At 62.6% G+C, this 13,593-nt stretch carries 12 protein-coding genes; 6 read left to right on the top strand and 6 right to left on the bottom strand.

The genetic code is table 11. The features are described from left to right. Positions 1-70: 70 nt before the first annotated feature. Together recG and ACSMXN_RS11345 are read right to left on the bottom strand one after the other, a co-directional pair. Entirely contained in the window at positions 71-2,275 is a 2,205-nt protein-coding gene (gene recG / locus ACSMXN_RS11350) for an ATP-dependent DNA helicase RecG (RefSeq protein WP_022912354.1), read from the bottom strand. Positions 2,276-2,310: 35 nt separating this feature from the next. After that, positions 2,311-3,936 (bottom strand): DAK2 domain-containing protein, encoded by a 1,626-nt coding sequence (locus tag ACSMXN_RS11345; protein ID WP_027139207.1) that lies wholly within the window; start codon positions 3,934-3,936, stop codon positions 2,311-2,313. Positions 3,937-4,200: 264 nt separating this feature from the next. Between ACSMXN_RS11345 and rpmB the strand changes: the two genes are divergently transcribed. Continuing rightward, complete coding sequence (gene rpmB, locus ACSMXN_RS11340; RefSeq protein ID WP_081649000.1) at positions 4,201-4,392, top strand: 50S ribosomal protein L28; 192 nt, start codon at positions 4,201-4,203, stop codon at positions 4,390-4,392. Between the two features lie 132 nt (positions 4,393-4,524). On the opposite strand, the gene ACSMXN_RS11335 is transcribed toward rpmB, so the two are convergent. Next, positions 4,525-5,487: a thiamine-phosphate kinase gene (locus ACSMXN_RS11335; RefSeq protein WP_035943312.1), complete on the bottom strand. Its 963-nt coding sequence runs from the start codon at positions 5,485-5,487 to the stop codon at positions 4,525-4,527. 183 nt (positions 5,488-5,670) lie between these two features. On the opposite strand from ACSMXN_RS11335, the gene ACSMXN_RS11330 reads away from it, so the two are divergent. Together ACSMXN_RS11330 and ACSMXN_RS11325 are read left to right on the top strand one after the other, a co-directional pair. Further along, positions 5,671-5,913, top strand: a complete 243-nt coding sequence (locus ACSMXN_RS11330; protein ID WP_022912351.1) for an Lrp/AsnC ligand binding domain-containing protein — start codon at positions 5,671-5,673, stop codon at positions 5,911-5,913. A gap of 82 nt (positions 5,914-5,995) precedes the next feature. Continuing rightward, positions 5,996-6,556 carry a DUF3515 domain-containing protein gene (locus tag ACSMXN_RS11325; protein ID WP_022912350.1) on the top strand — a complete coding sequence of 187 codons (561 nt, stop codon included), beginning with the start codon at positions 5,996-5,998 and terminating at the stop codon, positions 6,554-6,556. Positions 6,557-6,558: 2 nt separating this feature from the next. On the opposite strand, the gene ACSMXN_RS11320 is transcribed toward ACSMXN_RS11325, so the two are convergent. From ACSMXN_RS11320 to ACSMXN_RS11310, 3 genes are all read right to left on the bottom strand, one after another. Then, a complete protein-coding gene (locus tag ACSMXN_RS11320) occupies positions 6,559-7,671 on the bottom strand; it encodes a D-alanine--D-alanine ligase family protein (RefSeq protein ID WP_022912349.1) in 1,113 nt (370 codons plus the stop codon). A gap of 98 nt (positions 7,672-7,769) precedes the next feature. Next, positions 7,770-8,765 carry an NAD(P)H-dependent glycerol-3-phosphate dehydrogenase gene (locus ACSMXN_RS11315; RefSeq protein WP_022912348.1) on the bottom strand — a complete coding sequence of 332 codons (996 nt, stop codon included), beginning with the start codon at positions 8,763-8,765 and terminating at the stop codon, positions 7,770-7,772. Beyond that, on the bottom strand, positions 8,762-9,628 hold the full coding sequence (locus ACSMXN_RS11310; RefSeq protein ID WP_022912347.1) for a lysophospholipid acyltransferase family protein: 867 nt from the start codon (positions 9,626-9,628) through the stop codon (positions 8,762-8,764). Before ACSMXN_RS11310 ends, ACSMXN_RS11315 begins: the two co-directional genes overlap by 4 nt. Before the next feature lie 100 nt (positions 9,629-9,728). Here ACSMXN_RS11310 and ACSMXN_RS11305 point away from each other — a divergent pair, with 100 nt between their 5' ends. Genes ACSMXN_RS11305 through ACSMXN_RS11295 form a run of 3 tightly spaced genes read left to right on the top strand, consistent with a single transcriptional unit; the run spans position 9,729 to position 13,568 of the window. Beyond that, positions 9,729-10,463 carry a glycosyltransferase family protein gene (locus tag ACSMXN_RS11305; protein WP_155958293.1) on the top strand — a complete coding sequence of 245 codons (735 nt, stop codon included), beginning with the start codon at positions 9,729-9,731 and terminating at the stop codon, positions 10,461-10,463. Between the two features lie 10 nt (positions 10,464-10,473). Beyond that, the gene (locus tag ACSMXN_RS11300) at positions 10,474-12,681 is read left to right on the top strand and encodes an RNA degradosome polyphosphate kinase (protein ID WP_455407777.1); all 2,208 of its coding nucleotides are present in this window, start codon (positions 10,474-10,476) and stop codon (positions 12,679-12,681) included. Beyond that, positions 12,678-13,568 (top strand): NUDIX hydrolase, encoded by an 891-nt coding sequence (locus ACSMXN_RS11295; protein WP_022912344.1) that lies wholly within the window; start codon positions 12,678-12,680, stop codon positions 13,566-13,568. The genes ACSMXN_RS11300 and ACSMXN_RS11295 overlap by 4 nt, the downstream gene beginning before the upstream one ends. Positions 13,569-13,593: the final 25 nt, after the last annotated feature.

The raw sequence follows: 13,593 nt of genomic DNA, 5'->3' as shown, positions 1-13,593 counted from the left end.
ACCGATCAGGCCAACCGATCAGGCCAACCGATCAGGCCAACCGATCAGGCCAACCGATCAGGCCAACCGATCAGGCCTTGTGTAGATACTCAACCCGATCGGAGTCGAAGGACTCGTGCAGGAACAACTGCAAATCTAGGTGCCGCTCGAGGGTCGGGTCGGCCGCGATAACCTCACGCGCCTCACTGCGTGCTTCCATGATCAATTGCTCGTCCCGCAACAACGACAACAGTTTCAACCGGGAGCGCCGTCCGGACTGCAGTTCACCGAGTACGTCGCCCTCTCGGCGCTCCTGGAGGTCGAGCCGGGCCAGCGAGAATCCATCAGAGGTGTCGGCCACCGCCTGCAGTCGTCGAAACGTTGGATGACCGATCGGTAGCCGAGTCACCATGAGGCAGTAGTTCTTGTGATCAAGGTCCTGATAGCTGCCCCGACCGATCCGACCCCGTAATTGATGCAGTTGCGATACGCCAAATCGGTCGGCATCCATGATGATCATCAAGGTTGCGTTGGCGACGTTCACGCCGACCTCGATCACGGTGGTCGCCACGAGCACATCGCAGGAACCTGAGACGAAGTCGGCCATCACCGCCGATTTCTGGTCGCCGCTGAGCCGCCCATGCATGAGTCCGAGGCGCAGGCCAGCTAATGGACCAGCTGACAATTCCGCGAAGGTTGCGAGCACGGAGGCGGTCTGGCGGACCTCTTCCTCAGACGGCGTGGAGTCGTAACCGACCTCGGCCAGGTCGCCGATGTCAGCAACCTCGTCGCCCTCGCCGATCCGCGGACAAACAACGTAGACCTGGTGCCCTTTTGCCACCTCTTTGTGCACACGTTCCCAGACTCTGTCGAGCCAACCTGGTTTGTCAGTGACCGGAACCACCGTGGTGTCTATCTTGGATCTGCCTGCTGGCAGTTGTCGGAGCTCCGACGTCTCGAGATCGCCGTAGACAGTCATCGCGACTGTTCGGGGTATGGGCGTTGCTGTCATGACAAGCATGTGCGGAGGAGCTAATGCCTTGCTTCGCAGGGCGTCGCGCTGTTCGACGCCGAAGCGATGCTGTTCGTCCACCACGACCAGTCCAAGGTCGGCGAACTGTACGTGATCCTGAATCAGCGCATGCGTTCCGATTACGATGCCGGCCTGGCCCGAGGCCGCATCAAGCAAAGCAGCGCGCCGTGCGGGAGCCGACATTGAGCCTGTCAGCAATGCGACATTGGTGCCCAGCTCCGATCCGCCGAGTTGGCCCGCGCGGGCGAGGTCGCCTAGCAGCTCCAAGACTGTCGCTTCGTGCTGGACGGCCAGTACCTCCGTGGGGGCAAGCAGGACTGCCTGCCCACCGGCATCGACGACCTGAAGCATCGCCTGCAACGCGACGACCGTCTTACCCGAGCCGACTTCTCCTTGAAGCAGCCGTTGCATCGGATGCTCGGCCGCCAGCTCGCGTGAGATCAACTCAGCGATGTCGGTCTGCTCGGCCGTGAAGTCGAAGGGCAATCGGTCATGGAAAGCGTCCACCAAGCCGCCGGGGCGGGCAGGCCGCGCAACGGCGGGGTTCGCGGCCTGGGCGTGCTTGCGCTGAGCCAAAATGAGCTGAACGCTGAATGCCTCGTCAAAGGCCAGCCGATGCCGAGCCTTGTCATAGTCAGATCTAGTCTCCGGTCGATGAATGTGCCGCAACGCCCAATCCAGATCCATCAGCCCGGCACGTGCCTTGACTTCGTAGGGAAGTGGATCAGCAACGTCGTCCAGTTGGTCTAGAACGAGTGATACGCAGCGCGCGATCGTCCAGGACGGCAACCCACTTGCGGCCGGATAGACCGGAATCAGCGTGTTCGCAAAGTCTTCCGCTGTCAGTTCGTCGGTTGCGTCGTCCAAGATGTACTCGGGCGAGTTGAGTTGCAGCTTCGAACGGAAACGGCTGACCTTCCCCGCGAAGAATCCCCAGCGACCAGCAACCAGCTCTTTCTCACGCCACTGCTGGTTGAAGAAGCTAATCGTGGCCCTGTTCTTGCCCGAACTGATCACGACTTCGAGGATGTGCAACTTGCGTCCCGGAATCCGACGGCCCGTCACCGACTCGATCTCAGCCTGGACCGTGACTTCGTCACCCTCGACAAGCTCGGAGAGGTCCGTGAGCTCACCACGCTCGCTGAACCGCCTCGGATAGTGCCGCAACAAGTCGCCGACCGTTACCAATTCGAACGATTTTTCGAGCGATTTCGCCGCCTTGCCGCCAAGAACCTCGCGAAGCAATGTGTCACGGGAGGCCATGGGATCACTGTGCCAGACCGTTGTGACTACGTTCGCTACTCGACCCCGATCAGCAGCGGAAAATGCGGCTGACCGCCGACGAAGGCATTGATCTCGACTAGCGGGTGGCGTTTTCTGACGAAGCGTTCGACAGTTGCCGAGGCTTCCGCCGCGAAGTCGTCCGAACCGGAGAGCACAGTGACCAGTTCGCCCCCTGCGCTGATCAGCCGCTCGACCAAGCTGATGCCCACCGCGGCGACTTCGGAGCCGATCTCCACTACTTCGCCGTCGATGAGTCCGAGGACATCACCTGCTTCACACCGACCGACATAGGTAATCGATTCACGCACCGCGATGGTCACCTCAGCAAAATGGGTGGCTGCCGCCGCTTCAGCAACGGCAATCACGTCGTCCTCGAATCGTCTGTTCTCGTCATGCACTGCGATGGCGGCCAGGCCTTGCACTGGGGATTTGGTGGGAATCACCGCTACGGCGACGCCGTGGGCCCGTGCCTGTTGGGCTGCCGCTTCGGCGACGCCACCGACCGCGGACGCATTCGGAAGCAGAATGACGCGGGCGGCCTGACTATTCATTAGCTCGGCGAGCACCTCCGCGGTCGAGGGACTGCGACCGGGCCCGCCGTCTACGACCACGACACCCTCAGACCGGAACAGGTCGGCCAGGCCGACGCCGGGCGCAACTGCAACGATCAGCGTCCCTGAGCGAGTGTCAGCTGGTGCGGCCGCAATCTGATCAGCGAATCGAGTCACCGTGATCCGATGTGGTCGACCGATCTCGATAGCCGCCTCAATCGCCGCACCGACGTCGTTGACGTGGACGTGGACGTTGTAGGGGCCATCGCCCGTTCCGACCACAACCAGGCTGTCCCCGAGCGGGACCAAGGCCGCTTTGAGACCGTCCACCACCTCGGCCGGGGCGTCCAGCAGATATTGAACCTCGTATTCGAACGCGTCGCTGCCCGTTTCTCGGACCCGCTCGAGCGCCGCGCGGTTGCGCGGGGGCATTCTCAGCAGGCCGACATCGTCGGATTCGCGTCCTGTCACCACAGTCGCCAGCGCGTCCAGCAAGACAACCAGACCACGGCCCCCCGCATCGACGACCCCAGCTCGAGCGAGCACGTCAAGTTGTTCTGGCGTACGGCGCAAGGATTCGCGCGCTCCTTCAGCGGCGGCGGCGACGACCCGCGCCAGCTGACCGGTCAGATCTTCAGCCGTCTCGCCGGAAGTTGCCTCCGCAGCAATCGCAGCGCCCTTGATCACCGACAGGATCGTTCCTTCGACGGGAACGGAGACGGCGTCGTATGCTGCTTCGCTCGCGCGTTTCAAGGCCTTGGCGACCAACGACGCGCTACCTTCGACCGCGCCTTCGAATGCCTCCGCGAGGCCGCCAAGGATTTGGGCGACGATCACGCCGGAATTTCCTCTGGCCCCCAGCACCGCGCCGCTGGCCATAGTGCGGAGTACGGCGCCCGCAGCCGCGGAGCTGTCCGTGGCTACAGCCTCGGCGGCGCTGCGCAATGTCAGCGACATGTTCGTGCCGGTATCGCCGTCGGGTATCGGGAAGACGTTCAGGTCGTCGATCTCGGAGCGATGCGCCTCGAGGTCCTCAGCGGCCGCCGTGCACCATCGACGGACAGCTGAGGCATCGAGGAGAACCAGCATGAACGTCCTCTCTGCCATCTTTGGGTCTGCCACCAAGAGACCAAGTGCTGGCGGTCACGATACTGGGAGCTCGCCTGCATGGCTGTCTTTCCTAGGACACCAGGTTCGCCGATCGGCGCCCCGTTTTGATCGCAAGCATGTCGCTGGCTACACTTGACCGGTTGCCTAGCCATGCTCAGGTGGGCGGCACCGTCCGGACCATGCTCGCCCGGGCCATACACGATTAGCAATATTTCTTCGTCTCGAGAACTTGAGGAGGCCATTGTGGCCAGCCACTGCGATGTCTGCGGCAAGGGGCCCGGCTTCGGCATGTCCGTTTCGCACTCCCACCGTCGTACACACCGCCGGTGGAATCCGAACGTCCAGACCGTCCGTGCTCTGGTCGCTCCGGGTACCCGCCGTCGGGTGACGGTGTGCACGTCCTGCCTGAAGGCAGGCAAGGTTACGCGCGGCTAGTAGCTGTCACTCAAAGGCCGGCCCCTCGCGGGTGCCGGCCTTTTTGTTTGTGTTTTCTATTCACTTCTGCCGTCGGACGGCGGGTCCCTTCTGCCGTCGGACGGCGGGTCCCTTCTGCCGTCGGACGGCGGGTTACGAGCCGCGGAAATGTTCGTGACCGCCCTCGGACCAGCGCAATCCATCCACTCTCACGCCCTCACCTTCGCGCACAAGACCGATAGCCGTCCATTCCGACGGCAATGACGCGAAGTTCGGGAACGTCGCGACGAGGCAGTAATCGTCACCCCCCGTAAGGACCCAGGTCATCGGGTCGACGTTGAGAGCGGAAGCGACGTCGCGCAGTTTGGAAGCAGGCGCCAGTGCCTCCCCGCGTAGGTCGATGCGGACGCCGCTTGCCTCAGCGATATGACCGAGGTCCGCGATCAGTCCGTCGGACACATCGGTCATTGAGCTGGCCCCGAGTTCGGCTGCCTTCGGCCCCTGCGCATAGGGCGGATCAGGGCGCCGATGTGCGTTGACGACTTGAACGGGCGAGCGGAAACCCCGCGACAGCACGGCGAAGCCAGCCGCTGCCCAACCGAGGTGACCGCACACCGCGACTATGTGGCCGGGTAACGCACCCGAAAGCAGGACGGGTTCACGTCCTTGCAGATCGCCAAGGGCGGTCACCGAAACGACAATCAGATCCGCAGCGCTCACGTCGCCACCCACCACCTCGGCGCCGACCTGGGCGCATTCCTCAGCGAATCCCGCCACCAACCCATCCACCCATGTGAGTTCCAGGGTGGCCGGCACGGCGAGCCCAACAAGCAACGAGGTCGGTTGGGCACCCATCGCAACGATGTCAGCGATGTTCCGCGCCGCTGCCTTGCGGCCGATGTCGTTTGCCGTCGACCAGTCGCGGCGGAAATGCCGATTCTCGATCAGAAGGTCGGTCGAAGCGACAACCCGGCCATCTGGGGTGGCGACAACCGCTGCGTCGTCGCCCGGACCGATCAGCGTGCTGCCGCTGGGCGTGCCTGGGCGCAGTGCCTGCGTCATCCGCCGGATGAGGCCAAATTCACCCAACTCGGCGATGGTTCTCGGTTCGGAAATGTGACCAGCCTCCAGTGCGTACAGTTTCAGGCGCCGCCCCCCGCTCCCTGAGTGAGATGGGTGAGCGTGGGTGCCCGACCAGAGAATCTTCACATGTCGGGGTGGGCGGCCTGCGCTAGGTTCTACTAGTTGCAACCTGCACTGAGGGCAACCAATCGCCAACGACGACGAAAGGGACGCAGCGTGTCCGATACGGTTCAGGCCTACATCCTCATTCAGACCGAGGTCGGCAAGGCGGCCTCAGTCGCTGCCGAGATCGCCGGCATCTCTGGCGTTACCCTCGCCGAGGACGTCACCGGCCCATACGACGTAATCGTTCGGGCCGAAGCCACCAACGTCGACGAGTTGGGTCGCCTCGTTGTTGCCAAAGTGCAGGGAGTCAACGGTATAACCCGTACTTTGACCTGCCCGGTCGTGCACATCTGAGCCCGTCCGTTTCGACCAAGATCAGTTCCCGCTCTCAGGAATTCCCATCGCTGACAACAAAGCCAACTCCCGCCGGCCTGCCTTGATCGCGACCGCGGTTGCGCTCCCCGTCGCAGTCGTCCTCGCCTTCGTCTTCACCGCTGGGCATACCAAGCAGAACGCGCCCGATTCCACGGCCAGCGGACCGCTCCCAGCGGTTACCGTGGCTCCCCCGCCAGCGCCCGGCGTCGCAACCCAAGAGGCCTGTGTCAAGGTGTTCGCGGGGCTGCCGGTACAACTTGGCGATCTCGCGCCACGAAAGACCGATACCGACTCGTCCTTCGTTGCGGCGTGGGGTGACCCGGCCATCGTGTTCCGCTGTGGGGTGACGAAATCTGCCGTGTTCGGGACGCCCCAAGCCGCCGACCCCATTGACGTCAATGGCGTCATCTGGCAGCCCGATCCGCAACAGAAACAAACCGTCTACACCACGATCGACCGCAAGCCCTACTACGTTGACCTGACTGTGCCCGCCGGCCAGGCCCAGCCCCTGGACGAGTTGTCAGCCGAGCTCGCGGCCGCCATAAACGCGATACCGCAGACCTGCACCGCGACCGACAGCGCAGGCAACGCAGCCAACAGCAAGCTGCCGATCTGCAGCTAATCCTAGGTAGATCGGTGTTTGGCAAGCGCCGTCGAAACCAGCCGATCGATCAGCTCCGCGTAGCCCACTCCGGATTGCGCCCACATCCGGGGATACATCGAGATCGGCGTGAAGCCCGGCATTGTGTTGACCTCGTTGACGATCAGGCTGCCGCCCGTTGAGACGAAGAAATCGACCCTTGCCAGGCCAGAGCACTCCAAAGCTTCGAAAGCGACACACGCTGCTGACTGGACAGCGGCGATGAGATCGTCAGGCAGCTTCGCCGGTATGTCGAAATCGCACGCATCATCGAGATATTTCGCTTCAAAGCTGTACCAGTCAAAGTCGGGGTGCAGACGAATCTCAGCCGGTAACGAGGCAGATACCGTGCCGTCGGCGTCCTGCAAAACGCCGCATTCGATCTCCCGTCCCTCGATTGCGGCCTCGACGAGAACTTTCGAATCGTGTTCGAACGCCAGGGTGAGGGCGTCCGCCAGCTCACCGTAATCTCGGACTCTTGTGATGCCCACGCTCGATCCCGCGCGAGCCGGCTTGACGAAGACCGGAAGGCCGAGGTGCTCGATGTCGGCGGGCTGCAACGGCGTGCCCCGTCGAGCGACCACATAGCTCCCCACGTCCAGGCCCGCAGCCTTCAGCACGGTCTTCGTAAACGCCTTGTCCATGGCGGTTGCGCTGGCCAGCACGCCGGAACCTACGTAAGGCACACCGGCCATTTCCAACAAACCCTGAATCGTTCCGTCCTCGCCGTAGGCCCCATGCAAGACCGGGAAAACGACGTCGACGGTGTCCAGAAGCGAAACCGCAGACCGCGCGTCGAACAGGGCGAGCTCGGCAGCTGCCCGCGGAGCCACTCCCGCTTCTGGCGAGTCGCGTGACGTCGGAGCATCGGTGGCATCGGCCGCCGTAACCTCTGGCAGTTGTCGGCCGGCGATCTGTAATTGTCGAGGATCGGCCTCGGTCTGAACCCACCTGCCCTCACGGGTAATTCCGATGGTTGTGACGTCGTATCTGCTTGGCTGCATGGCGGCCAGCACACTGCCCGCACTTACTACCGAGATCGCGTGTTCGCTGCTTCGCCCGCCATACACAAGGGCAATTCGGATACGTTGAGCCACGGTATGGCAGGCTAGTCGATCGATAGCCGAGGTACTCAACGATTCGGCCGATCACGACCTGAGAGATTTCGGCATCCAAGCGGTCCAACCGATGCGCGCTACTCGCTCTTGATGGAGCGACTCATGAGGCGCTGTACCGCTCGAACCGGGCTGGAATCGCCGTAGCAGACTGACTCGACCTCACGGACTATCGGAACATCCACTCCGTGCCGGTCGGCCAGATCGAGAATCGAACGACATGAAATGACGCCTTCAGCCACCTGGCCATGGGTCGCGTCCTGAGCTTGAGCGAGACTGTCCCCCCTTCCGAGGCGCTCGCCAAAGGTTCGGTTACGAGACAATGGCGACGCGCAGGTTGCGACTAGATCGCCGAGGCCGGCAAGGCCGGCGAAAGTCACCGGATCGGCACCCAGTGCTATGCCCAGTCGGGCCGTTTCCGCTAATCCGCGGGTAATCAACGATGCCAGCGTGTTGTCTCCGAATCCCATGCCGACGGCCATCCCACAGGCAAGCGCTATTACGTTCTTGACCGCTCCGCCGAGTTCGGTTCCGATAACGTCGGAGTTCGTGTACGGCCTGAAGTATGGTGCGCTACAGGCTTTCTGGACCTGCTCTGCCCGTCTCGGATCCAGACAGGCGACAACCGTGGCAGTTGGTTGGCCCATAGCAATCTCGGGTGCAAGATTCGGCCCCGATACGATCGCGACACGCTCCGGATCCGCTTTCGCGACTTCGCTGATCACTTCGCTCATCCGCTTTACGGTGCCGAGCTCGATGCCCTTCATGAGACTCACGAGCGTGACATCGTCGGGCAGTAGCTCAGCCCACACCTCCAGATTTGAACGCAGGGTCTGGGACGGAATCGCCAGTACCACCAGATCTGCACCGTCGAGCGCCTCGACCGCAGCGGCAGTCGCTCGCAGCGAGTCCGGCAAGACGACATGAGTCAGATACGCCGGGTTGTGGTGGGTGGCGTTGATTGCATCGGCGAGTTCTGGGCGCCGGGCCCACATCACGGTTTCGGTCCCCGCGTCGACCAGTACCTTCGCGAACGTGGTGCCCCAGGATCCCGAACCCAGTACCGCTGCTCTCATTCGTGCTCCTGTTCGTCATGCGGCAATCGGGCACGTAGCGCCGATCGTCGCCACGACCGCTTCGTCTCCTTCGCACTCGCACGCGCCTTCGAACGCGAGTTCGTCCTACGTTTCGTACCGCTGACCACATCGGTCGCCGACCCAGCGGCGCCCCCCGGGTGATGGTAGAACTCATCAGGAGCCGGCTCGCCACGAATGGCAGCAACTTGATCGCGAACCTCGCGCATAATGTGGTCTGTCATCTCGTGCAGCACAGCTGTTCGGGGCTCGCCACCTCGATATTGCGACAGATCTACCGGCTCACCGGCCCACATCGACACCGTCTTTCGCGGAATCGGGCGAAACCGATGGGCGTAGAAATCGAGAAAATGTTGGGCGCCCCACTGCCCGACCGGGATAACGGGTACCTCCGGCGCAAGCAGAGCGAGCCTAGCGATGCCGGTTTTGCCGCGCATCGGCCAGAATTGCGGATCGCGGGTCACGGTTCCTTCCGGGTAGATCAGCACGACCTCACCCCGCTGCAATGCCTCGACCGCACCCCGCAACGCCTCGTTTGCCTCGGCAGTGCCGCGATAAACCGGTATTTGGCCTGCGCCTGAAACGATCCTGCCGGCTAGCGGCAGCTTGAACAGACTGGCCTTCGCGAGGAATCTAGGCAATCGTCCGGCGTCCCAGATGAACCTGCCGACGACGAATGGGTCTGCATAGGAGATGTGGTTGATCGCGAGAATCGCCGGCCCCTGACGCGGTATGCGATCGGCGCCCCTCCAGTTGCGACGCCACAGGATGCTGGTAAGCGGATAGATGACGATGACGCAGAACCTCAGATACGGACCTGGTTTCCCCGTCCTACCCTTTCTCACCGGCTACCCCCTCCTCACAGTGATCTGTGGCGAGTCTGCCACTGTGCGGCCGGCGGCTCCGCACCTGCACCAGGCGGGGCAACCCCCAGGCAGCTTTCCGGTGGCCACTAAGCTCGAGGACGTGCGTTGGCAGCTACTCATGCCGGTCCGGCCGAACGGGACCGGCAAGTCTCGGCTACTCGGTGCGACAACAGATGCCGGACTGCACAGCAACCTCGTGCTGGCGATCCAACGTGATGCGATGGCCGCGTTGGTCGCAGCTCGCGCCCAAGCGCCCGCGCGCAGGGAATCGCACTCCATGGAATTGGGCTCCATGGATGCAGGTGCCATGGATGAAGGTGCCATGGAATCGGGTGCCACAATCGCCGGAATCCACGTCCTGACTTCGGGCAATCCGAGAAGATTGCCCCCGGGCGTCGAGCTCATGCCCGATGCCGGAGGCGGCCTGAACGCAGCGTTGGCGGCGGCCTCGGCGACCCTGCGAAGCAGATATCCACGCGATCGGATTCTTGCTCTGGTCGGCGACCTGCCATCGCTACGCGCTGGCGAGGTGCTGGAAGTATTGCAAACCGCGACAGCAGTTGGTCGCAGTTTCGTCTCCGATATCAACGGGACTGGCACGACCATGCTGATGAGTGGGGCCGACCAGGAGCTGGCGCCCTGTTTCGGTCCCGGATCGGCAGCGAGGCACCGGGCATCCGGAGCAATCTCGCTCATGGCTGGCCCCGGTGCGAGATCCGACGTCGACACGGTCGAGGATCTGCAGCGGTGTCTCGACTTGGGAGTCGGACCGAACACAGCCCGCATGGTCGGCCATCTTCAGCCCTTTACCTAGAGCGGGCATGATGTTAGTCATGACCGACATCGCGACCTCTTCGGAACTGAACGAGCCGAACACCTCGGCTGGCGCGACTGCCTCGGCCAGTGCCCCAGGAGACGATGCGATGGCGCCCCCTGGTGGGCCCGCGCAAGGTGTGCAACAGCCCCGTGGGCGTGCGACCGGAGAATTGCCGCCGGATCGATACAGCAACCGCGAGGTGTCCTGGCTCAACTTCAACGCGCGAGTGCTGGCTCTGGCCGAGGATCGGCGTCAGCCGCTGCTCGAACGTATGAAATTCCTGTCGATCTTTGCCAGCAACCTCGACGAGTTCTACATGGTCCGCGTTGCCGGGCTCAAGCGTCGACAGGAGATGGGGCTTGCCGTCCATTCGCCGGACGGCATGTCTCCAAGGGAACGGCTCGCTATGGTCGCCGAACGCAGCCGCGATCTCACATTGCGACACGCTCGCTGCTTTCTCACCGACATAGAGCCGGCGCTCGCGGCGGAGGGTATCCGGATCTTGCGGTGGAGTGATCTCACCGAAGGCCAGCAATCCGAGCTGAGCGAGTACTTCCATTCCAAGATCTTTCCGGTTCTTACTCCCTTGGCGGTAGATCCGGCTCACCCCTTTCCCTACATATCAGGGCTGTCGTTGAATCTGGCGGTCCTGGTGCGCGATCCCGAATCCGAGGTCGACAGGTTCGCCCGCATCAAGGTTCCGAACAACGTCCGGCGCTTCGTGGTGGTGAGCCAGACGGCGGACGTGGCGGAATACCTACCGCTGGAAGACCTGATTGCCGCTCACCTAGCTGCCTTGTTCCCCGGGATGGAGGTCGTCGAGCACCACCTGTTCAGGGTCACCCGCAACACCGACTTCGAAGTCGATGAGGACCGCGACGAGGACCTGCTCCAAGCCCTGGAACGCGAACTGGTTCGGAGACGATTCGGGCCCCCAGTGCGGCTGGAGGTCGGCGAGGACATCGATTCCTCGATTCTGGCGTTGCTGATCAGCGAGATCGATGTCCAGCCTGAGGATGTTCAGCAACTGCCGGGGCTGCTCGATCTCACGTCGCTCTGGCAGATCTATGACATCGACCGACCGCATCTGAAAGAACGCCCGTTCGTACCGGCGACGCATCCGCGTTTCGCGGAGGGCGAGACGCCGAAGTCGGTATTCGCCACGCTGCGCGAGGGCGATGTGCTCGTGCACCACCCGTACGAGTCCTTTGCTACCAGCGTGCAGCGGTTCATCGAGCAGGCGGCCGCAGATCCCAACGTGCTGGCGATCAAGCAGACTTTGTATCGAACCTCTGGTGATTCGCCCATCGTCGACTCGCTCATCGACGCCGCAGAAGCCGGCAAGCAGGTGGTTGTGCTTGTCGAGATCAAAGCCAGGTTCGACGAGCAGGCAAACATCAAGTGGGCGCGCGCCTTGGAGCGAGCCGGCTGCCACGTCGTGTACGGCCTGGTCGGTCTGAAGACACACTGCAAGACCTCGTTGGTGGTCCGCCAGGAAGGTGGATCGCTTCGTCGATACGCTCACATTGGAACGGGAAACTACCACCCGAAAACCGCGCGGCTGTATGAGGATTTCGGATTGTTCACCGCTGATGAGCAGATCTGCTCCGACCTCACCGACCTGTTCAATGTTTTGACCGGTTACTCGCGTCAAACCGAATACCGGACGTTGCTGGTCGCCCCACACCGGCTGCGCAGTGGGCTGCTTGAGCGCATTGAACGCGAGATCACCCTTGCTAACGAGGGCAAGCCCGCACACCTTCAGTTCAAGACCAATCACCTGGTCGACGAAATCTTGATTGACGCCCTCTATCGAGCTTCGCAGGCGGGTGTTCGCGTGGAACTGCTGGTCCGAACCTTCTGTACCATCAAGGCAGGGGTGCCCGGCCTGAGCGAAAACATCACGGTGCGCTCGATTCTGGGGCGGTTCCTCGAACACTCGCGAGTGATGTACTTTGCCAACGACGGCGACCCGGAATACTGGATCGGTTCGGCGGACATGATGCACCGAAACCTCGATCGTCGCGTTGAAGTACTCGCACAGGTGACCGGACCCAACACTGAGCAGTTACGCGAAACACTTGACCTCGCGTTCTCACCGGACACCAGCGCGTGGGAACTGCAGGGGGACGGTCGCTGGATTCGCAGCGGGGGTCCGAAGTCCATCGACTACCAGGAGGTTCTGCTCAAGCGCCTGGCTCATCGAAGCGAGTGATCAGCTCCGGGTCATCCCACCGACCGCCGGCGTCGCGGGCCGCCGGTGGAGTTGTATGGCGCCAAGTCGATGCTGACGTCTTGGTGGCTCTGGTGCATCGGCCGCGCTATGACGACTGGAGTCTTCCGAAAGGCAAACTAGAGCCTGGCGAACATCCGCTACTCGCTGGTGTGCGCGAGGTCCGTGAAGAGACCGGCTCGGACGTCATCGTCGGCCGCATGCTGAGCAGCGTTCGGTACTCGCTCGGCGAAACCGAAAAGCGAGTGTCGTATTGGGCAATGCAACACATCAACGGCGAGCATCAACCCTCTCGTGAAGTCGACGAGATCAGCTGGCTGACGATCGCCGAGGCCAACCGGAGGTTGACCTACCCGATCGACCGAGGCGTCTTGGCTGATTTCGCGAGGATTCCCGCTGAGACGACAACCGTGCTCCTGGTCAGACATGCCAGAGCAGGCAAGCGGTCACAGTTCTCTGGAGACGACCGGCTGCGGCCGCTCGAGAAGATCGGGCGCCGCCAGGCCCGTGACGCCGTGCCGTTCCTGACAGCGTTCGCACCAGCGAATATTCTCAGTGCAGACCGGGTTCGATGCGAGCAGACGGTGCAGCCGTTGAGCGAGCACCTCGGACTAAGGATTGCGACCGCGCCCGAGTTCTCGGACGAGGCCTATGCCGCGGACCCCGACCGTGCGCTCAAAACCGTGCGGCAGCTTGCTGGTGAGCGCACTGCTTCGGTCATCTGCAGTCAGGGACACGCAATTCTCGCACTGCTGGGCGATCTCGAGATTGCCAACGCCCAGCAGACCTCGCGCAAAGGCTCGGTATGGGCGCTTTCCTGGGTCCAAGGCGAATTGGTTGCCGGAACGTACTATTCCCATCCCGGCTGAGGTCCCATCCCGGCTGAGGTCCCAT

It is taken from the genome of Parajatrophihabitans canadensis (assembly GCF_053764775.1).
This window is presented reverse-complemented; position numbering and strand designations above follow the sequence as displayed.

Excerpts from the sequence above, each read along its gene's own strand:
- recG (WP_022912354.1), bottom strand. The coding sequence starts at position 2,275 with ATGGCCTCCCGTGACACATTGCTTCGCGAGGTTCTTGGCGGCAAGGCG.
- ACSMXN_RS11300 (WP_455407777.1), top strand. The coding sequence starts at position 10,474 with ATGTTAGTCATGACCGACATCGCGACCTCTTCGGAACTGAACGAGCCG.
- ACSMXN_RS11345 (WP_027139207.1), bottom strand. The coding sequence starts at position 3,936 with ATGCTGGTTCTCCTCGATGCCTCAGCTGTCCGTCGATGGTGCACGGCG.
- ACSMXN_RS11315 (WP_022912348.1), bottom strand. The coding sequence starts at position 8,765 with ATGAGAGCAGCGGTACTGGGTTCGGGATCCTGGGGCACCACGTTCGCG.